General features: G+C 73.7%; 18 protein-coding genes. 6 read left to right on the forward strand and 12 right to left on the reverse strand.

The window, feature by feature from the left end:
- Positions 1-525: 525 nt before the first annotated feature.
- Genes ACIQWR_RS25370 through ACIQWR_RS25380 form a run of 3 tightly spaced genes read right to left on the reverse strand, consistent with a single transcriptional unit; the run spans position 526 to position 3,412 of the window.
- Entirely contained in the window at positions 526-1,314 is a 789-nt protein-coding gene (locus tag ACIQWR_RS25370; RefSeq protein ID WP_404013607.1) for an ABC transporter ATP-binding protein, read from the reverse strand.
- Positions 1,311-2,384, reverse strand: coding sequence for a FecCD family ABC transporter permease (locus tag ACIQWR_RS25375; protein ID WP_404013610.1), 1,074 nt, complete (start codon positions 2,382-2,384; stop codon positions 1,311-1,313). Before ACIQWR_RS25375 ends, ACIQWR_RS25370 begins: the two co-directional genes overlap by 4 nt.
- Positions 2,381-3,412, reverse strand: coding sequence for a FecCD family ABC transporter permease (locus ACIQWR_RS25380; protein ID WP_399266646.1), 1,032 nt, complete (start codon positions 3,410-3,412; stop codon positions 2,381-2,383). Before ACIQWR_RS25380 ends, ACIQWR_RS25375 begins: the two co-directional genes overlap by 4 nt.
- A gap of 81 nt (positions 3,413-3,493) precedes the next feature.
- On the opposite strand from ACIQWR_RS25380, the gene ACIQWR_RS25385 reads away from it, so the two are divergent.
- Positions 3,494-4,150 (forward strand): HAD family hydrolase, encoded by a 657-nt coding sequence (locus tag ACIQWR_RS25385; RefSeq protein ID WP_404013613.1) that lies wholly within the window; start codon positions 3,494-3,496, stop codon positions 4,148-4,150.
- A gap of 76 nt (positions 4,151-4,226) precedes the next feature.
- Here ACIQWR_RS25385 and ACIQWR_RS25390 read toward each other — a convergent pair whose 3' ends face one another.
- Complete coding sequence (locus ACIQWR_RS25390; RefSeq protein ID WP_404013616.1) at positions 4,227-4,502, reverse strand: hypothetical protein; 276 nt, start codon at positions 4,500-4,502, stop codon at positions 4,227-4,229.
- Positions 4,503-4,647: 145 nt separating this feature from the next.
- Here ACIQWR_RS25390 and ACIQWR_RS25395 point away from each other — a divergent pair, with 145 nt between their 5' ends.
- On the forward strand, positions 4,648-5,031 hold the full coding sequence (locus ACIQWR_RS25395) for a cold-shock protein (RefSeq protein WP_385778512.1): 384 nt from the start codon (positions 4,648-4,650) through the stop codon (positions 5,029-5,031).
- Positions 5,032-5,183: 152 nt separating this feature from the next.
- Here ACIQWR_RS25395 and ACIQWR_RS25400 read toward each other — a convergent pair whose 3' ends face one another.
- The 4 genes from ACIQWR_RS25400 to ACIQWR_RS25415 all read right to left on the reverse strand — a co-directional run bounded on the left by ACIQWR_RS25400 (position 5,184) and on the right by ACIQWR_RS25415 (position 8,856).
- Positions 5,184-6,083: a 1,4-dihydroxy-6-naphthoate synthase gene (locus ACIQWR_RS25400; protein ID WP_404013619.1), complete on the reverse strand. Its 900-nt coding sequence runs from the start codon at positions 6,081-6,083 to the stop codon at positions 5,184-5,186.
- Complete coding sequence (locus ACIQWR_RS25405) at positions 6,070-6,849, reverse strand: futalosine hydrolase (protein ID WP_404013622.1); 780 nt, start codon at positions 6,847-6,849, stop codon at positions 6,070-6,072. Before ACIQWR_RS25405 ends, ACIQWR_RS25400 begins: the two co-directional genes overlap by 14 nt.
- Before the next feature lie 8 nt (positions 6,850-6,857).
- Entirely contained in the window at positions 6,858-7,364 is a 507-nt protein-coding gene (locus tag ACIQWR_RS25410; protein WP_404013625.1) for a DUF2771 domain-containing protein, read from the reverse strand.
- 109 nt (positions 7,365-7,473) lie between these two features.
- Entirely contained in the window at positions 7,474-8,856 is a 1,383-nt protein-coding gene (locus ACIQWR_RS25415) for an MFS transporter (protein WP_399266652.1), read from the reverse strand.
- 358 nt (positions 8,857-9,214) lie between these two features.
- On the opposite strand from ACIQWR_RS25415, the gene ACIQWR_RS25420 reads away from it, so the two are divergent.
- The 3 genes from ACIQWR_RS25420 to ACIQWR_RS25430 all read left to right on the forward strand — a co-directional run bounded on the left by ACIQWR_RS25420 (position 9,215) and on the right by ACIQWR_RS25430 (position 13,788).
- Positions 9,215-10,141: a DUF3027 domain-containing protein gene (locus tag ACIQWR_RS25420; protein ID WP_404013627.1), complete on the forward strand. Its 927-nt coding sequence runs from the start codon at positions 9,215-9,217 to the stop codon at positions 10,139-10,141.
- A 505-nt stretch (positions 10,142-10,646) separates the two neighbouring features.
- Positions 10,647-12,410, forward strand: a complete 1,764-nt coding sequence (locus tag ACIQWR_RS25425; RefSeq protein WP_404013630.1) for an ABC transporter permease — start codon at positions 10,647-10,649, stop codon at positions 12,408-12,410.
- A gap of 10 nt (positions 12,411-12,420) precedes the next feature.
- Complete coding sequence (locus ACIQWR_RS25430; protein ID WP_404013632.1) at positions 12,421-13,788, forward strand: nitrate/sulfonate/bicarbonate ABC transporter ATP-binding protein; 1,368 nt, start codon at positions 12,421-12,423, stop codon at positions 13,786-13,788.
- 55 nt (positions 13,789-13,843) lie between these two features.
- On the opposite strand, the gene ACIQWR_RS25435 is transcribed toward ACIQWR_RS25430, so the two are convergent.
- The 3 genes from ACIQWR_RS25435 to ACIQWR_RS25445 form a co-directional block, all read right to left on the reverse strand.
- The gene (locus ACIQWR_RS25435) at positions 13,844-15,445 is read right to left on the reverse strand and encodes an SPFH domain-containing protein (protein ID WP_404013635.1); all 1,602 of its coding nucleotides are present in this window, start codon (positions 15,443-15,445) and stop codon (positions 13,844-13,846) included.
- Between the two features lie 196 nt (positions 15,446-15,641).
- The gene (locus ACIQWR_RS25440; RefSeq protein WP_404013638.1) at positions 15,642-15,860 is read right to left on the reverse strand and encodes a hypothetical protein; all 219 of its coding nucleotides are present in this window, start codon (positions 15,858-15,860) and stop codon (positions 15,642-15,644) included.
- Between the two features lie 67 nt (positions 15,861-15,927).
- On the reverse strand, positions 15,928-17,454 hold the full coding sequence (locus ACIQWR_RS25445) for an MFS transporter (protein ID WP_404013641.1): 1,527 nt from the start codon (positions 17,452-17,454) through the stop codon (positions 15,928-15,930).
- A gap of 86 nt (positions 17,455-17,540) precedes the next feature.
- On the opposite strand from ACIQWR_RS25445, the gene ACIQWR_RS25450 reads away from it, so the two are divergent.
- Positions 17,541-18,128: a TetR/AcrR family transcriptional regulator gene (locus tag ACIQWR_RS25450; RefSeq protein ID WP_404013643.1), complete on the forward strand. Its 588-nt coding sequence runs from the start codon at positions 17,541-17,543 to the stop codon at positions 18,126-18,128.
- 194 nt (positions 18,129-18,322) lie between these two features.
- Here the strand turns inward: ACIQWR_RS25450 and ACIQWR_RS25455 are convergent, their stop codons facing one another.
- Complete coding sequence (locus ACIQWR_RS25455) at positions 18,323-19,375, reverse strand: WD40 repeat domain-containing protein (protein ID WP_404013646.1); 1,053 nt, start codon at positions 19,373-19,375, stop codon at positions 18,323-18,325.
- Between the last annotated feature and the right edge of the window lie 8 nt (positions 19,376-19,383).

The raw sequence follows: 19,383 nt of genomic DNA on the forward strand, positions 1-19,383 counted from the left end.
GTCCGGTGCCCGCTGGCCCACCAGATCCAGCCCGTCCGGTGTCCGCTGGCCCGCCAAGTCCAGCCTGCCCGGCGTTTGAGGGCCCGCCGGAGGCACGTGATGGCGGCGGGGCTGCGCCGGGCCCCCGGGCTCCGCCCGGACCCGCGCCTCAAACGCCGGCGGGGCTGGAATCCAGCCTGCCCGTTAGGGCGCCGGTGTCGGCCGCCCGGGGCTGAGATTCCAGCCTGCCCGGCGTTTGAGGGCGCCCGCCGGAGGCGGGTTGTGGGGGCGGGGCCGCGCCGGGCCTCCGGGCTCTGCCCGGACCCGCGCCTCAAACGCCGGCGGGGCTGGGTCGGGCCGCTGGCCCGGAAGATCCAGCCTGGGCCCGGACAAGTCCAGCCCGCCCGGCGTTTGAGGGCGCGTTAGGGCGCGGGTGTCGGCCGGGCCGAGTCAATCCCGGCCCGCCCGGCGATTGAGGGCGGGTTGAGGCGCGGGTGTCGGCCGGGCCGGGCTGAAATCCAGCCCCGCCCGGCGATTGAGGGCGGGTTACGGGGACCACGGGGAGGTGGGGATGATGAGGGGGGAGCCGGTGACGGGGTCCGGGATGACCAGGGAGGTCAGGCCGAAGACCTCCTGGACCAGGTCGGCCGTGACCACGGCGGCCGGCGGCCCCTGCGCCACCACCCGCCCCGCCTTCATCGCCACCAGATGATCCGCGTACCGCGCGGCCTGGTTGAGGTCGTGCAGGACGGCCACCACCGTCCGCCCCCGCTCGTGGTTGAGCCGCCGCACCAGGTCCAGCACCTCCACCTGGTGCGCGATGTCCAGGAACGTCGTCGGCTCGTCCAGCAGCAGCAGGTCCGTCTCCTGGGCCAGCGCCATCGCGATCCACACCCGCTGCCGCTGCCCACCGGACAGCGCGTCCACGGGCCGCTCCGCGAGGTCGGCGACCGACGTCCGCTCCATCGCCGCGACCACGGCCCGCTCGTCCGCCTCGGACCACTGCTGCCACCACCGCTGGTGCGGCTGGCGCCCGCGCGCCACCAGGTCCGCGACCGTGATCGCCTCCGGCGCCACCGGGGACTGCGGGAGCAGCCCGATGGCCTGCGCGATCCGCCGCGTGGGCAGGGAGGCGAGCGCCTCGCCGTCCAACAGGACCGCCCCCGCCCGCGGCTTCAGCAGCCGACCCAGCGCCCGCAGGGTGGTGGACTTCCCGCAGGCGTTCGGCCCGACGATCACCGTCACCTTCCCGTCCGGGACGGACAGGTCGAGGTCCTCCACGACGACCCGGTCCTCGTACGCGAGCGTCAGCCCGCTCGCCGTCAGACGGCTCATGCCTTACCTCCACTACGGACACCACGGCTGCGGACGATCAGCCAGATCAGGTACGGCGCTCCCACCGCGGCGGTCAGCACGCCCACGGGAAGCTCGATCGGGGACAGCAGCCGGCGCGCCGACAGGTCGGCCAGGACCACGATCACGGCGCCGGTCAGTGCCGAGCACAGCAGCGGGATCTGCGCGGTCCGGGTCATCCGGCGCGCGATCTGCGGGGCCAGCAGCGCGACGAAGTCGACGGGCCCGGCGGCCCCCGTGGCCACCGATGCCAAGGCCACGCCCAGCGCGACCAGCCCGAGCCGCACCGGCCCCAGCCGGACCCCGAGCGCGGTCGCGGTGTCGTCGTCGAGCGAGACCGTGCGCTGCGCCCGCGCCGCCCACAGCACGGCGGGCGCCAGCGCCAGCAGCACCCAGCCGAGCGGCGCCGCGATGTCCCAGCCGCGCCCGTTGAGGGAGCCGGTCATCCAGATCTGGGCCTGCTGGGCCACCAGGTAGTCGCCCTTGGTCATCAGCAGCGTCGTCACCGAACGCAGCGCGATGGCGAAGCCGATGCCGATGAGGACGAAGCGCCCCGCGTGCAGGCCGCCGCGCCAGGCGAAGACGTAGACCAGGGCGGCCGCGAGGAGCCCGCCGAGCACCGAGAGGTAGGGCAGGACGGCGTACGAGGTCACCCCGAAGGTCAGCGCCGCCACGGTCACCGCGCCCGCGCCCTGGCTGATCCCGATGATGTCGGGGCTGGCCAGCGGGTTGCGGGCGACGGTCTGGATCAGCGCGCCCGCGATCCCGAAGGCGATCCCGACCAGCAGACCCACCGTCAGGCGGGGCAGCCGCAGGTCGGCGACGACCAGCTCGTCCGGGGAGGGCCGCCCCAGCAGCACCTTGACGACCTCCCCGGGCGCCACGAAGGACTCGCCGACGCAGAGGTACGCCACGCACGCCGCGGCCAGCAGCCCCGCGAGGCAGAGCGCGACCACGGCGGCCCGCCGGTGCAGCAGGAAGGATCCGCGCCCGGCCCGTACGAGCGCGTAGCCGGCCGGTCGGGTCGAAAGGGACGTCCGTGCCGTGCTCACGCGGCCACCGCCTTGCGGCGGACCAGGGCGACCAGGAACGGCACCCCGATGAGCGCGGTCATCACCCCGGCCGGCACCTCGCCCGGCGGTACCACGACCCGCCCGACCACGTCCGCGACCAGCAGCATCACGGGCCCGATCAGGGCGGCCATCGGCAGCACCCAGCGGTGGTCGCCGCCCACCACGGCCCGCGCGATGTGCGGCACGGCGAGCCCGATGAAGGCGATCGGCCCGGCCGCCGCGACCCCGGCGCCGGTCAGCACGGTGGCCCCGAGGCCGCCGACGACGCGGACGGCGGCGACGTTCTGCCCCAGGCCCTTGGCGACGTCCTCGCCGAGCGCGAGCGCGTCCAGACCGCGCGCCACGGACGCCACGAGGACCGCGCCCACCAGCAGGAACGGCCAGATCTGGGAGACGACCTGGAGGTCGCGCCCGGCGACCGAGCCGACCTGCCAGAAGCGGAACTCGTCCAGCGTGGAGGCCTTCGTCGTCAGGACCGCCATGGTGACGGAGGCGAGCAGCGCGTTGATCGCGGCCCCGCCGAGGGCGAGCTTCACGGGGGTCGCGCCCCCGCGCCCGCTCGCGGCGATGGCGTACACGGCGACGGACGCCACCGCCGCCCCCGCGAAGGCGAACCACACGTAACCGGTGAGCGTGTGCACCCCGGCGAAGGCGATCGCGCAGACGACGGCGACCCCGGCGCCCTGGCTGATGCCGAGGATGCCGGGGTCGGCGATGGGGTTGCGGGTGATGCCCTGGAGCGTGGTCCCGGCGAGCGCGAGGCCCACGCCGACCATCAGGGCGACCAGGGTGCGCGGGACCCGCAGGCTGCGGACGACCTCTGCGTCGGGGGTGTGCGCGCCGCGGAACAGCGCGTCGAAGACCTCGGAGGGGGGTATGGAACGGGCGCCGACGGCGAGGCTCAGCACGACGGCGCACAGCAGCGCGGCGAGCGCGGCCACCGTCCAGCCGAGGCGACGGGCCGTCAGGGCGCGCCGCGGGGCGGCGCTGGGAGCGGGGGCTGACATCTCACCCAATTTCATGATCTGGTAAGGCGAGCCTAAGTCTACGTTCCCCCGCGTTCGTCCGGTCTCGGCACAATGGAGGACATGACTTCCCCCGCGTCCCACCCCTTCACCGTCGGCTTCGACCTCGATATGACGCTCATCGATTCGCGCCCCGGCATCAAGGCCACCTTCGAGGTGCTCTCCGCCGAGACCGGCACGTTCATCGACGCCGCCGCGGCCGTCACCCGGCTCGGGCCGCCGCTGGACCAGGAGCTGGCGCACTGGTTCCCCGAGGAGCGGATCGCGGAGATGGCCGACCGCTACCGGGCGATGTACCCGACGTACGCCATCGAGCCGAGCCCGGCGATGAGCGGGGCGCGCGAGGCGGTCGAGGCGGTGCGGGCGCTCGGCGGGCGGGCGATCGTGGTGACGGCGAAGTACGAGCCCAACGCGCGGCTGCACCTGACGCACCTGGGCATCGAGCCCGACGCGGTGGTCGGCTCGCTCTGGGCCGAGGCGAAGGCGGTCGCGCTGCGCGAGTACGGGGCGCGGGTCTACGTCGGCGACCACGTGGGCGACGTGCGCGGGGCGCGGACGGCGGGCGCGCTGTCGGTGGCCGTGCCGACCGGGCCCTGCCCCGCGCCGGAGCTGCGCGAGGCGGGCGCGGACGTGGTCCTGGCGGACCTGACGGAGCTGCCGGCCTGGCTGGCGCGGTACGTCGACACCCACCTGCCCGCCGCGGTGGCCCAGGAAGCCTGAGGCGCGCGGCCCGCCGGGCCCGGTCCACCGGGTTCGGCGGGTCCACCGGGTCCACCGGGTCCACCGGGCCGGGGGTCTACCGGGCGGCGGCCTGCGCGCGGCGGGCGGCGCGGCGCCCCGCGCCGGCCGAGCGGAGCACGCCGGCGGCCGAGATCGCGAAGCCGACGCCCATGAGCATGCACACGGCCCACGCGTACGACGGGAACGGATCGGTGTGCAGGAACAGCGGGGCCATCGTCGCGAGCGTTGCCACGGCGCCGAGGATGAAGACGATGCCGCCGGCCTTGACCAATGCGTCGCCGGGGCGCGCTTCGTCGGGCCGCGCATTTTCCGAATGGGGAGTGGGAGTCACCTCACCAGGGTAGTTCCCTGGCCGAAGGGACACTGCAGGAAGGACCGGGGGACGCCTTGTCAGGGCTGCCCTGATCATTAGCCTTGAAGGTGATCAGGTCACGGATGACCTGCCACACCGACGAGCACAAGGACAGAGGACGGACGTGCCTACCGGCAAGGTCAAATGGTTCAACAGTGAGAAGGGCTTCGGCTTTCTCTCCCGCGACGACGGCGGCGACGTCTTCGTCCACTCGTCGGTACTGCCGGACGGGCTCGACGCGCTCAAGCCCGGCCAGCGCGTGGAGTTCGGCGTGGTCGCGGGCCAGCGCGGCGACCAGGCCCTTTCGGTGACGGTCCTGGACCCGGCGCCGTCGGTCGCGGCCGCGCAGCGCCGCAAGCCGGACGAACTGGCCTCCATCGTCCAGGACCTGACGACCCTGCTGGAGAATGTCACGCAGCAGCTGGAGCGCGGCCGTTACCCCGACAAGGCGCACGGGGCGAAGATCGCCGGCATGCTGCGCGCGGTGGCCGACCAGCTCGACGTCTGACCGCGTCCGAGACCCACGCCCGAGACCCACGCCCGAGACCCGCGTCCGAGACCCGCGTCCGAGACCCGCGTCCGAGACCCGCGTCCGACCCGTACGACCGCGCCCCGGTCCCACCGCCACCCGGCGGGGGACCGGGGCGCCGTCGCGCGGCCTCAGGGGAAGTCGAGCGCCCCCGGCGCGATCGCCGGGACCAGGCCCTCGGCCGCCGCCCGGGTCAACAGCCCGCGCACCGCCGCGTAGCCGTCCTCGCCCAGGTCCGCCGTGAACTCGTTGACGTACAGCCCGATGTGCTGGTCGGCCACCGCGGGATCCAGCTCCTGCGCGTGCGCCCGGACGTAGGGGCGGGACGCCTCGGGGTCCTCCCACGCCATCCGCACCGACGTACGGGCCGCCTCGGCCAGCGCGCGCAGCGCCTCGGCGCCCAGCGAGCGCCGCGCGATGATCGCACCGAGCGGGATCGGCAGTCCGGTCGTGGACTCCCAGTGCTCGCCCATGTCGGCCAGGCAGTGCAGCCCGTAGTCCCGGTAGGTGAAGCGCGCCTCGTGGATCACCAGTCCGGCGTCCACCCGGCCCTCGCGCACCGCGGGCATGATCTCGTGGAACGGCAGCACCACGACCTCGCCCACCCCGCCCGGCAGCACGTCGGCGGCCCACAGCCGGAAGAGCAGGTAGGCGGTCGAGCGCTCGCTCGGCACGGCCACGGTCTTACCGGTCAGGTCGGTGCCCGGCTCCCGGGTCAGGACCAGCGGCCCGCAGCCGCGGCCCAGTGCCCCGCCGCAGGGCAGCAGCGCGTAGTCCTCCAGCACCCAGGGCAGTACGGCGTACGACACCTTCAGCACGTCGAGCCCGGCCAGGCCGGCCGCGTCCGCGGGGGCGTCCGGGCCGCGCTCGGCGATGCCGTTGGTGACGTCGATGTCCGCGAAGGTCACCTCCAGCGCGGGCGCCCCCGGCACCCGGCCGTGCGCCCACGCGTCGAAGACGAAGGTGTCGTTGGGGCACGGCGAGTAGGCGATCTTCAGCGTCGCGTCCGTGAGCGGTTCAGTGGTGCTCATGCTGGCGTTCTCCCCAGTTCGCGAGTACGGGCCCCAGCGCGCGGAAGCCGTCGGTGAGCGCGGCGAGCGCGTCCCCGATCCGCCAGGCAGCGCGCTCTCGCGGGCCCACGGCGTTGGACACGGCGCGGATCTCCAGTACCGGCAGTCCGTGCGCGGCGGCGGCCTCGGCGACCCCGAAGCCCTCCATGGCCTCGGCCCCCGCGAGCGGGTGCCGGGCGGCGAGCAGCGCGGCGCGCTCGGCGCTGCCGGTGACGGTGGACACGGTGAGCACCGGCGCCAGCAGGGCGCCCGTCGCCTCGGCGGCCCGGGCGGCCAACTCGGCGGGCGGCAGGTGCACGGTGTGGCCGAAGCCGAGTGCGCGGACGTCCAGGAAGCCGTCGGGGGTCTCGGCCCCCAGATCGGCGGCGACGAGCGCGTCCGCGACGACGAGCGAGCCGAGGGGAGCGGCGGGCTGGAAGCCGCCGCCGATGCCGGCGCTGACGACGAGGCCGTAGGGGGCGGGGCCGTAGGAGGCCGGGCCGCCCTTGCCGGGCGCGCCCACGAGGGAGGCCGTGAGCGCGGTGGCGGTGGCCGCGGCGGCGGCGGCCGGGCCGACCCCGCCGACGAGCACGTCGAGGGCGAGGCCGGGCAGGTCCCGACGGGTGATGAGGTACCCGCCGGGGAGGGTGCGCGGCTCAGGTGACCCGGAGGGGTCCGGATGAGGGGTGAGACCGGCGACGACGGAGTCGGCCTCCGCCGCCACCGCGGTCACGATGAGCGCGCGCACCGGACGGACTACTTCTTGAGCTTGAGGTTGAAGGTCCAGACGGAGGTGGGCTTGCCGGCCTTGCTCAGCTCGATGATGTGCAGCGGCTGGGCCTCCGGAGCGGCGCCCTGGCCACCGGTGGCGAAGGGGTTCAGGCCCGGGAAGCTCTGGTAGGTGTTGGTGCTGAGGTCGCCGAGGCGCTGGGTGCCGACGGCGGCCAGCCACTTCTTGCCGTCCTCCACCACGTCGGGCTCGACGCCCAGGCGCAGGGTCTCACCAGCGGTGTAGTCGATGGTCTTCGCGCCCTCCGTGCCCTTCTCGTCGGAGAGGCACTCCTGGACGCGCGCCTCCGACAACTCCTTCTCCGAGCCCTGGAGGCGGCAGGCGGCCTGCGCGGAAACCGACGAGCTGCCGACCGTCACGGTCGCCAGAGGCGTCGGCTTGTCGCAGGCGGAGAGGACGAGGAGGCCGGCGGAAACGGCTCCGAGGGCCGCGACACTGCGGCGGGCCCTACCCGAGAAAAGCGGTGCGGTCATGAGCCGAAGGCTATCGGGCCACCGCGCCCCCGCCCCGCACCGGGTCCCCTGGCGGGCCGCCCGCGGAAGTTTTTTCCGGTGGGCCGTCACCTCCGCGCTGAGCGGCGGGTCAGGCCACCCGGGGACGGGACGCGCCCGGGTGGTGGTGACGGGGGGAGGCCAGCAGTCCGCGGACCGCCATCACCGTGCCCAGCGCGACGATGGCCGCCGCCACCCCCATCCCCAACACCCCGTGCAGCGGGAGCGCGATCCCGATCGCCCCGCCCAGCACCCAGGCCACCTGGAGCAGCGTCTCCGAGCGCGCGAAGGCCGAGGTGCGCACCGCCTCCGGCACGTCCCGCTGGATCATCGCGTCCAGCGACAGCTTGGCCAGCGCCTGGCAGAAGCCCGCCGTCGCGCCCAGCACCGCCATCAGGACCCCGGAGAAGAAGACCGCCGCCACGACCGCGACGCCGAGCGTGACGCACAGCACCACCGCGATGATCGTCTCCGGGGCACGGGCCCGCAGCCAGGCGCCCACCGCCGTCCCGCACGCGTTGCCCACGCCCGCCGAGACGCCCACGATCCCCAGCGAGACGGCCGCGCTCTGCCCGGCCAACGGGTGCTCCCGCAGCAGGAACGCCAGGAAGAAGATCAAGAACCCGGACAGGCCGCGCATGGCGGCGTTCGCCAGCAGCCCGCACAGCACCGACCTGCTGACCGTCCGCAGCCCGGGTCGCCGCGAGTGCGCCTCGTGGGTGGAGAGCCGGGCCCGCCGCTCGCCCTTCGCCTCGTCCACCTTGTGCGGCAGCGTGAACGCCGCGAAGGTACCGGCGAGGAAGATCGCGCAGGCCCCGTACAAGGGCCAGGGCGGGCCGATCGCGTGCAGGGCCGCCCCCACCGGCGCCGCGGCCCCGGTGGCCAACAGCCCGGCCAGTGTCACCCGGGAGTTCGCCTTGACGAGCGAGAACTTGGGCGGCAGCAGCCGTGGCACCACCGCGCTGCGCACCACTCCGTACGCCTTGGACGCGACCAGCACCCCCAGCGCCGCCGGATACAGCTCCAGCCCGCCCGTGGCCACCGCGCCCGACATCATCACGGCGAGCACCGCGCGGGTGAACATCGCCGCCGCCATCGCCGCCCGGCGGCCGTGCGGCAAGCGGTCCAACAGCGGGCCGATGACGGGGGCCAGGAGGGTGAAGGGCGCCATGGTGATGGCGAGGTAGAGGGCGACCCGGCCGCGGGCCTCGTCCGTGGGGACGGAGAAGAAGACCGTCGAGGCGAGCGCGACTGTGATCATCACATCGCCGGCGCCGTTGATCGCGTGCAGCTCGATCAGCTTGCCGAGGCCGGATTCACCCGCCCCGTGCGCGTGCGTGGCCCGCCGGATCCCGCGCGCCGTACCGGTGATCGGCAGGTGCAGGGCACGACCGAATGCCCGGCCGGCCCTCCGGACCGGTCCCGAGCCGTCATCGGACGACCGTACGGGTGCCACCTGGCCATAGTGCCCCACGCGACCCCCGAGGACCCCACCCGGCGCGCTCCCGGCGTGCTCCCGGCGCGCCCGCGGCGTGCTCACGGACCGAACCGGAGGGAGCCGGACGTCCGCGAATCGGACTTGCATGTGGGCCCAGGCCCGAAGAAGAGGTAGCGTGCGTAGCGCGCCACCGGCGGTTGCTCTTGGCCGCGCGCCTCTTCGCGATCCCGCAGAATGGATCGCGCTAGGTGCGCCCGAGGCCGATCGGGTGCGGACGTCGACGCGGCCCTCTGGTCCGCTCCGCCCGCGCCACGTACGGACAGCACCGACGGGTCGTTGTGGACGACAGTACGGACGGCGCACACGTGAGACGGCGTAGGAGAGAACGAGACCAGTGAGTGCTGCGACGACGCGAAGCCGTACCCCGCGTACCCCTGACCGCCTGTGCGTCGAGGCGGTAGAACTCGCGCGGGCGGCGGCCGAGGATGCCGCCTTCCCCGGAGTGGTGGGAGAGCACGTCTCCGCGGTGGCGGAGGGCGACAGGGTCGTCACCCACTACTTCGAGGCCAAGGAGCCGGGCTACCGCGGCTGGCGGTGGGCCGTCACGGTGACCCGCGCTTCCCGCGCGAAGAACGTCACCCTCGACGAAACGGTGCTGCTCCCCGGCTCCGACGCGCTCCTCGCGCCCGAGTGGGTGCCGTGGAGCGAGCGGCTGCGGCCGGGTGACATGGGGCCGGGCGACCTGCTGCCCACCGATGCCGAGGACCTGCGGCTGGAGCCCGGCTGGTCCGGCGAGGACGCGCCGCCGCCGAACTCCGTGGTCTCCGCGGAGATGGCCGAGCTGGTCGAAGCGGAAGACGCCGACGTCACGGACCGTGCGGTGACGCCGGTGGTGCCGGCGCGCGGTTCCATCGCCTCCGTGGCCGAGGAGCTCGGCATGCGGCGGGCGCGGGTCCTGTCCCGCTACGGCCTGCACACCGCGGCCGACCGCTGGGACGAGTCCTTCGGCGCGAAGACCCCGATGGCGCAGGCGGCGCCCGCCTCCTGCATGTCCTGCGGCTTCCTCGTGGCGATCGGCGGCTCGCTGGGGCAGGCCTTCGGCATCTGCGCGAACGAGTTCGGTCCGGCCGACGGGCGGCTGGTGTCCCTGTCGTACGGGTGCGGGGGGCACTCCGAGGCGGCGGTCATGCCGGCGCCGATGCGGCCTGCGCCGCCGGTGCTGGACTCCATGGCCTCGGACGAGTTCTCGCTGCGGCCGGTCGCCGCCGCGGGCACCGCCCCCGAGCAGGACCCGACCCCTTCGGACCTCGGCCACTCCTGACCGACCCGTTCCGGTCCCGCCCCGTCCGGCCCGCCCGGCGCCCCTCCGGGGGCGCCTCAAACTCCCCCAGCTACCGCTGGGAGGTACCCCCGGGCGAGGCTGGGTTGGGCCGCATCAGCCCGCCCGGCGTTTGAGGGCGCGTCAAGCCGCGGATGTCGGCCGGGTCGAGCCCATCCCAGCCCGCCCGGCGTTTGAGGGCAGCTGCGGCCCGGTGTCCCTCCGGGGGCGCCTCAAACGCCGGCGGGGCTGGGTTGGCCAGGTTCAGCCCGCCCGGCGTTTGAGGGCGCGTCAAGGCTGGGTTGGCCAGGTTCAGCCCGCCCGGCGATTGAGGGCGCGTCAAGGCTGGGTTGGGCCAAGTTCAGCCCGCCCGGCGTTTGAGGGCGCGTTGAGTCGCGGATGTCGGCCGGGTCGAGGCAAGTCCAGCCCGCCCGGCGTTTGAGGGCAAAGGTGCCCGGATGGGTGACCCCGGGTGTGGGGTGGGGGGTGGCGTGGTCCGCTGGGCGGGATGAGGATCACCGAGCGGCGGCGGCCCGCCGCCAGGCGAACAGGCGGCGGGGGCCAGCTCGTCCCCACGCGACGCCGCCTGTCCTGGGTCGACTTCGCCGTGGCCGCGGCCGTCCTGGTGATCGGCTACCTGGCCCTGCGGGTCGGCAAGGGCACCACCGTCAACTTCGACCCCGCCGACGTCCCCGACGTGGACACCGACCCGGCGCGGCTGCCGTACTACGCCGCCCGCAGCGTACTGCGCATGTTCATCGCGCTCGGCGCCTCCGTCGTCTTCACCTTCGGCTACGCCTACGCCGCCGCCCGCAGCCGCCGCCTGGAGCGGATCCTGATCCCGGCCCTGGACATCCTCCAGTCCGTCCCCGTCCTGGGGTTCCTCTCGGTCCTCGTGACGTTCTTCGTCGCCCTCTTCCCCGGCTCGCTGCTCGGCCTGGAGTGCGCCGTCGTCTTCGCCATCTTCACCTCCCAGGCCTGGAACATGACCTTCGGGTTCTACGCCACCCTCACCTCCCTCCCGCGCGAACTCGACGAGGTCTCCCGCTCGTTCGGCTTCAGCCGCTGGATGCGCTTCTGGCGGATCGAGGTCCCCGCCGGGGTCATCGACCTCGTCTGGAACGGGATGATGAGCTTCGCCGGCGGCTGGTTCATGCTCGTCGCCTCCGAGGCCGTCAGCGTCAGCGGCCACGACTACGCCGTACCGGGCCTCGGCTCGTACGCCGGTACCGCCATCGGCGAGGGCGACCTCGACAAGATCGGGTGGTGCATCGTCGCGATGACGCTCACCATCGTCACCGTCAACTTCCTCTTCTGGCGGCCGCTGACCGCCTGGGCCGAGAAGTTCAAGAACGAGCAGTCCGAGGCCACCGACGTGCAGCGCAGCTACGTCCTGGACTTCCTGCGCCGCTCCCAGTGGTCCACCCTCCTCGGCCGGGCGAGCGCACCGGCCCGCGAGGGCCTCGGCCGGGCCGGCCGGGTGGTGCTGGGGCGCGACGACAAGGCGCTCGCGGTGGACCCCGTCCGCCGTCGCACCGGCGACCTGCTCTTCGGGCTGGTCGCCTGCGCCGTGCTGCTGTGGGGCCTGTACGACCTGCTGCGCTACCTCCAGCGCGAGACCGGCCTCGGGGTCTTCGGGGAGCCCCTGTGGCTCGGCCTGATCACCTTCGTCCGGGTGGTCGTCCTGGTCGCCGCCGCCACCGTCGTCTGGGTGCCGATCGGCGTGTGGATCGGCTCGTCGCCCCGGCTGACGAAGATCGCCCAGCCCGTCGTCCAGGTCCTGGCCAGCTTCCCCGCGAACCTGCTCTTCCCGCTCGCCGTCTGGTTCTTCCTCAAGACCGGGCTCGACATCAACATCGGGTGCGTCCTGCTGATGGCGCTGGGCGCGCAGTGGTACGTCCTCTTCAACGCCATCGCCGGCGCCATGGCCATCCCCACCGACCTCAAGGAGGCGATGGACGACCTCGGGGTGCGCGGCCTCCAGCGCTGGAAGCGCCTGATCCTCCCGGCCGTCTTCCCCGCGTACGTCACCGGCGGCATCACCGCCTCCGGAGGCGCCTGGAACGCCTCGATCGTCGGCGAGGTGGTCACCTTCGCGGGCACCACGCTGACGGCGACGGGCCTGGGCGCGTACATCTTCCACGCCACCGAGGCGGGTGACTTCCCGAAGCTGATCGCCGGGATCGCGGTGATGAGCCTCTACGTCGTCGGGCTCAACCGGCTCTTCTGGCGGCCGCTCTACGCCCTCGCCGAACGCCGCTACTCGATGTGAGGACCCCGCCATGACGCTGCCGACGCCCTCGCCGACGCCCTCGCCGACGCCCTCGCCGACGTCCCCGCCGACCATCCTGCGGGCCGCCGGGCTCACCAAGTCCTACGCCGGCGCCGACGGCGAACTGCCCGTGCTCGGCGGCATCGACCTCGACATCCACGAGGGCGAGATCGTCGCCCTGCTCGGCAAGTCCGGCAGCGGCAAGTCCACCCTGCTGCGCTGCCTGGCCGGGCTGGTCCCGGTCAGCTCGGGCGCGGTCACCTACCGGGGCGAGGAGCTGCGCGGGGCCAATCCGGGCACCGCGATGGTCTTCCAGACCTTCGCGCTGCTGCCCTGGCTGACGGTCCAGCAGAACGTGGAACTCGGCCTGGAGGCCAAGGGCGTGGACCGTGCGGCCCGGGCCCGTCAGGCGGTGGAGGCCATCGACCTGATCGGTCTGGACGGCTTCGAGTCGGCCTACCCGAAGGAGCTGAGCGGCGGCATGCGCCAGCGCGTCGGCTTCGCCCGCGCGCTGGTGGTCGAGCCGGACGTGCTGATGATGGACGAGCCGTTCTCCGCGCTGGACGTGCTGACCGCCGAGAACCTGCGCGGCGAACTGATGGAGCTGTGGGTCTCGGGCCGTTTCCCGGCGAAGGCCGTGGTGCTGGTGACGCACAACATCGAGGAGGCCGTACTGATGGCGGACCGGGTGGTCGTCCTCGGCTCGCGTCCCTACGGCACGATCAAGGAGACCTTCGAGGTGGCGCTGGAGCGGCCGCGCGACCGGACGGCGCCCGAGTTCGAGCGGGTGGTCGACGCGGTGTACGCGGTGATGACCGGGCGGACCGCGAAGGCGGCCGCCCCGGCCGCCCCGCCCGCGCGCCGGACCCCCGCGAACACCCCGCTCCCGGCGGCCAGCGTGGACGGCATGGCGGGCCTCGCCGAGATCGTGCTCCAGCGCGGCCGCGACAACAGCGAGGACCTGGCGGACCTCGCGGACGAGCTGGGGCTGGAGGTGGACGACGTACTGCCCCTGGTGGACGGTCTGGAACTGCTCGGGCTGGCCGAGGTACGGGACCTGCACCTGGTGCTGACCCCGCGCGGGATCGCCTTCGCGGGGGCCGACGTACAGGAGTCCAAGGAGCTCTTCGCGCAGGGCGCGATGGAGGCCCCGCTGGTCCACCTGATCACCACGACCCTGCGCCGCTCGGGTGGCGGCACCCAGCGGGCGGGCTTCTTCCGGGACCTGTTGGCGCACCACTACACGAGCGAGCAACTGGAGCAGCAGTTGGAGACGGCCACCGACTGGGGCCGCTACGCGGAGCTGTACGGCTACCGCGCGGACAGCGAGCAGTACCGGCTGGACGAGTCGGCCGCGGGGGAGCGGGCCCCCCGATGAACGGCCCGGGCCCGGTGGGCGGCGGGCGCGGGCCCGCCGCCCCCCGGGCCGTGGGTCACGCCCGCTCGTCCTCGGTGATCGGGATCGGCTGGACGCCGTTCGCCGAGGGGGCGCCCGGCGCCGGTACGAACGTCTTCGGGGCGCCCGTCACCGCGTCCGTCGCACTGCCCGTCACCGCACTCGTCGCACCGCCCGTCGCACTGCCCGTCGCACCGCCCTGGGCGTTCGGCGCCTGGTTCATCGACGACAGCAGCTGGCGCGCGAGGCCCAGTCCGGTGCCGCCCATCGTGAGGGCCTTCGCGAACATCTCCGACATGCCCTCGGCGCCGTTCAGCAGCACCATGTGCTCGACGTTGCCGAAGGCGCTCGCGCCCGCCTCCACGATCTTGGGCCAGTTCTCGGCGAGCTGCTGGGCGACCACGGCCTCCTGGTTCTCGGCCAGGGCCGCCGCGCGCGCCTTGATGGACTCGGCCTCGGCGAGACCCTTGGCCTTCGCCGCGTCCGCCTCCGCCAGGCCCCTGGCCCGCGCCCACTCGGCGTCCGCGAGGCCCTTGGCCTGCGTCGCCGCGGCCTCGGCCTCACCGGTGGCCCGGGTGGCCTTCGCCGCCGCCAGACCGCGGGCCTCGATGGCCTCGGCCTCGGCGGCGGCCGCCGTCTTGACCCGGGTGGCCTCGGCGGCTGCCGCGAGCTCGGTCTCCTGGGCCTTGGCCTGGGCGGCCGAGATCCGGGAGTCGCGGTCGGCCTCGGCGAGCGTGCGCTGCTCGTAGGCCTTGGCGTCGGCGGGCTTGCGCACGTCCGCCTGGAGCTGCTGCTCGCGCCGGTTGGCCTCCAGCTCGGCGACCCGGGTCTCCTGGACGACGACCTCCTGGCGGGCGGCGGCGTCCGCGAGCGGACCGGCCTGGCGGGAGGAGGCCGCGGCCTTGTCCCGCTCGGCCTGGTAGCCCGCCTGGAGGATCTCGCTGTCCCGGGTGGCCTCCGACATGCGGGCGAAGGCGGCCTGTTCGGCCTCGGTCGCCAGCAGGTTCGCGTCGGCCTGGGCGATCCGCGCGTCCCGCTGGACGGCGGCCGCGTGCGGCATCGCGAGGTTCTTGATGTAGCCGGTCGGGTCCTCGATCTCGTGGATCTGGAGCGAGTCGACGATCAGGCCGAGCTTCTCCATCTCGCTGCCGCAGGCCGCCCGGGTCTGGCCGGTCAGCTTCTCGCGGTCGCGGATCATGTCCTCGACCGTCAGCCCGCCGACGATGGAGCGCAGGTGACCGGCGAACACGATGTGCACGCGCTCCGGGATCATCTTCTGCTGGTCCAGGAAACGCCGTGCCGCGTTCGCGATCGAGACCATGTCGTCCCCGACCTTGAAGATCACCACGCCCTTGACCTTGAGCGGGATGCCCTGGTGGGTCACGCAGTCCACCAGCAGCTGGGTCTCGTTCAGGTCCAGGGACAGTTTCCGGACCGCCTGGACGCCGGGCAGGACGAGCGTGCCGCGGCCGGTGACGATCCGGAAGCCCATGCCCTCGCCGAGACCCTCGGTCTTGTGCGTGGAGCCGGAGATGACAAGTGCTTCGTTCGGCTCGGCCACCCGCCACATGAGCTTGAAGAGGCCGATCAGAACGAGTAGTGCGGCGAGAACGAGTCCCGCCACGACGCCGATAGCCATCGGCAAACGCCCCCTTAGTGCAGTGCCGTTGCGGCACCGATGAGGGCGAGTCTGCGCCCGTCGCCGTTTGGCGTGAAGACGCGAGCGGGTCCTTGTCGCAATCTTGATACGCAACGCCGCGGAGGCCGGCCGCCGCGGCGCTCGCCAGTGGGTCGGCGGAGGGGCGGCGGGAGGTCAGGCGCAGGTCAAGAGAGGGTCAGCTGACGTAGGCGGCCGTGACGTACACCGTGCGCGGCGGCAGGTGTTCGACCACCGTGACCACCGTGCCGACGGGGATCGACTCCCGCTCGTTCAGCGCCGGGTGGGCCAGGAAGTGCTCCGCGCCGCCCCGGATCCGGACGATGACCTCGCCCACGAGTCCGGGCCCCACCGTGCCGGTGACCCGCCCGGTCATCCCCACCATGTCCTGATCCATAGCGGCAGGTTACGCGGGAAGGGCCCGGGGAGACCCCGGGCCCCTTCATCCGTTCTCCCCGCGCCCCTCAGCCGGCGAGGACCGGGGGGTGCTCCGGCTGTGCCGCCCGGCCGGCCTCGGTGCGCCGGACCCGGGTCACCGCGATGACCGCGGCGACCAGCAGCAGGGCGGTGGCGCCGTAGGAGGCGGTGTGCATGCCGTGGACGAAGGCTGCGCGGGCGGCGGCCAGTACGGTCTCCCCGGCCGCACCGCCGATCTGGTGGGCGACCGCGGCGGCCCCGCCGAGGGTCTCCCGTACGGCGGGCTGCGCGTCGGTCAGGTCGCCGCGGTAGACGGCGGTGCCGAGGCTGCCCATCAGGGCCATGCCGAGCGCCCCGCCGAACTCGCTGCCGGTCTCCAGGACCGAGGCGGCGGAACCGGCCTTCTCGGCGGGGGCCGAGGCGAGGGCCATGTCGGAGACGAGCGCCATCACGGTGACCATGCCGGAGGCGAGGACGGCGGCGCCGGTCAGCAGCAGCCACAGCGAGTCGGTGCCGGTGAGGGCGAGGACGGCGAATCCGGCGGCGCCGATGACGAGCCCGCCGGCGATGACGACGGGGCGGCCGTACTTCTGGCCGAGCGCGGTGGAGGCGGGGGCGGCGACGCCGACGGCGACCGAGGGGGCCAGGGACCACAGGGCGGCTTCCAGGGTGCCCATGCCGAGGACGGACTGGAGGTACTGGGTGGTGAAGTAGGCCGAGCCCATCATGGCGAAGGCGGCGACGGTGTTGAAGGCGACCCCGGCGGCGAAGCCGCGGCCCCGGAAGAGGTCCCGGCCGATCATGGCGTCGTCGCGGGTGAGCTGGCGGCGGACGAAGAGGAGCCCGAAGAGCAGTCCGGCGGCGAGGCAGCCGAGGTAGAGGGGCTCGAAGCCCTCGGCGGCGATCTCCTTGAGGCCGTAGACGACGGGGAGCACGGCGGCCATCGAGAGCGGGACGCTGAGCAGGTCGAAGCGGCCGGGGGCGGGGTCCTTGAACTCCGGTACGAGCACGGGGACCAGGACCAGCAGGAGCAGCATCGCGGGGACGTTGATGAGGAAGACCGAGCCCCACCAGAAGTGGTTCAGGATCAGCCCGCTCATCACCGAGCCGAGGGCGATGCCGCCGGCCATCGCGCCGGACCAGATGCCGATGGCCCGGCCGCGCTGCTTGTCGTCCTGGAAGAGGTTGCGCACGAGCCCCAGCGTGGACGGCATCAGGGTCGCGCCGCCGATGCCGAGCAGGGCGCGGGCGGCGATGAGCATCTCGGCGCTGGTGGCGTAGGCGGCGCAGACGGAGGCGAGGCCGAAGGCGGCGGCGCCGATCAGCAGCAGCTTGCGGCGGCCGATCCGGTCACCGAGCGAACCCATGGTGATGAGCAGTCCGGCGAGTGCGAAGGCGTAGCTGTCGAAGATCCACAGCTGCTGCGTCGCCGTGGGATCCAGCTCCTGCGTGATGGAGGGGATCGCGAAGTAGAGGACGGAGACGTCCATCGAGACCAGGAGCAGGGGGAGCAGGAGGACGGTGAAGGCGATCCATTCCCGGCGACCTGCGAGACGTGCTGCGGGGTTCGTCATGAGCAGCAATGTACAAGCGTCATAAACGCTTGTCTAGTACGGATGTATGGAACGTCTGTATAGAACGCTCGTATATCCTCGGGGGCATGGGACATCGTGAAGATCTGCTCGAAGGTGCCAAGAAGTGCCTGCTGGCGAAGGGTTTCGCGCGCACGACCGCGCGGGACATCGTCAGCGCGTCCGGCGCCAATCTCGCCTCGATCGGCTACCACTACGGCTCCAAGGACGCCCTGTTGATCCAGGCGTTCATCGGGATCGCGGAGGACTGGGGCGCCGCGGTCACCCCGGAGGTGACGGGGGAGGGCGGCACGCTGGACCGCTTCACCTCGGTCTGGGAGGGCATCCTCGGCCGGCACGAGCAGTTCACGGCGATGTGGGCGGCCAGCACGGAGATCGCGCTCGCCCCGGACCGGATGCCGGAGCTGGCGGCCATGCTGGCGGCCTCGGAGGGCGAGGGGCGGCGCGGCCTGATCGCCCTGTTCACGGGCATCCCGGAGGAGGACCTCGACGAGGACGACGTACGGACGCTGGGGGCGGTCTACCAGGCGCTGCTGACCGGGGTCATGGTCCAGTGGCGCTTCAACCCCGCCACCGCGGCCACGGCGGCGGACCTGACGGAGGGCATCCGCAGGCTCGCGGGCGGGCTGCCGGGGGGTCGCGCCCCCAAGGCGTAGCCGTGGCCCCCTCCAGCCCGCCCGGCGTTTGAGGCGCCGCCGGAGGCGCGGCGGGCCGCGGCCGTCCCGCGTGCCTCCGGCGGGCCCTCAAGCGCCGGGCGGGCTGGATTTTGGCCGGCCGTCCTGGGCGTGGCCCACTTCAAGCCTCGCCGGCGTTTGAGGCGCCGCTGCCCGGGCCCCCGCACCCCGCAGGGTCAGGCGTCGCGGCGGCCCCGGCCGACGACCCGCTTGCCCAGCAGTACGAGCGCCGTGGCGCCGAGGAGGACCATCGCCCCGACGCCGAAGTTGCCCCCGTCGGGGGCGTCCGCCGACCCCGTGGTGGCGGGCGTCCCCCCGGGCGACGGCGTGGACCCCGGCTTCGGCGGCGGAGCCGCCCCCGGCACCGGCACCGCCACCACCCGGCTGTTCGCCCCCTCCGACCCGAACATCAGCGTCCTGCCGTCCGGCGTGTACGTCACCGACTCCGCCTGCCCCTGCCACGGCGCGTCCACCCGGGCGCCCTCGCCCTGCGGCTTGCCGTCCTTCCAGGGGAAGGTCCGCGCGAAGAAGTACCCGCGCAGCGTCAGGCTCCCGCCGTCCGGCGAGAACGCCCCGTCCGTCACCCACGGCACGTCCGCGACCCGGCGGAACTCGTTGCTCCCCGACGCCGACAGGTGTTCGGGCCCCTCGTACAGGCCGCCCTTGTCCTCGCTCTTGCTCGCGATGTACACGCGTCCGGTCACCGGATGGACCATCAGGGCCTCGGCGTTGCGCGGCCCGTCCGCATAACGCACCGTGTACTGCACCGGCTTGACCGTCACGTCGCCGAGCTGCGCCGGCTCCGGGAAGCGGTAGATCCACACGTGGTCCCAGGTGCCGCCCAGGTTGTCGCCGATGTCCCCGACGTAGAGCTGCCCGTCCGGGCCGAGCGAGATCGCCTCGACGTCGCGCGGGGCGCCGACGCCCTCCATCGTGACGCGGGCGACCGTGCGGCCCGTGGCCGAGTCGACGGCGTACACGTACGGCCCGTCGTCGCTGTCGTTGTGCGTCCAGTAGATCCCCGGATGGAGCTTGCTCGCCGCCAGCCCGCTGGACTCCTTGATCCGCGGGTCCGAGATCGTGAAGGAGGAGGACCCCGGGGCGGGCGCCGGTGACCCGGCGGCGGCCGCGACGCCCGTCCCCGCCGCCAGTGCGGCGAGGGCCGCGAAGGCGGTGACGGCGGTGGCAACGGCGGTGGTGACGGCGGCGGCAGGCAGGAGCGGGCGCATCCCCCCAG

Source organism: Streptomyces sp. NPDC098789 (assembly GCF_044759975.1).
GTDB lineage: Bacteria > Actinomycetota > Actinomycetes > Streptomycetales > Streptomycetaceae > Streptomyces.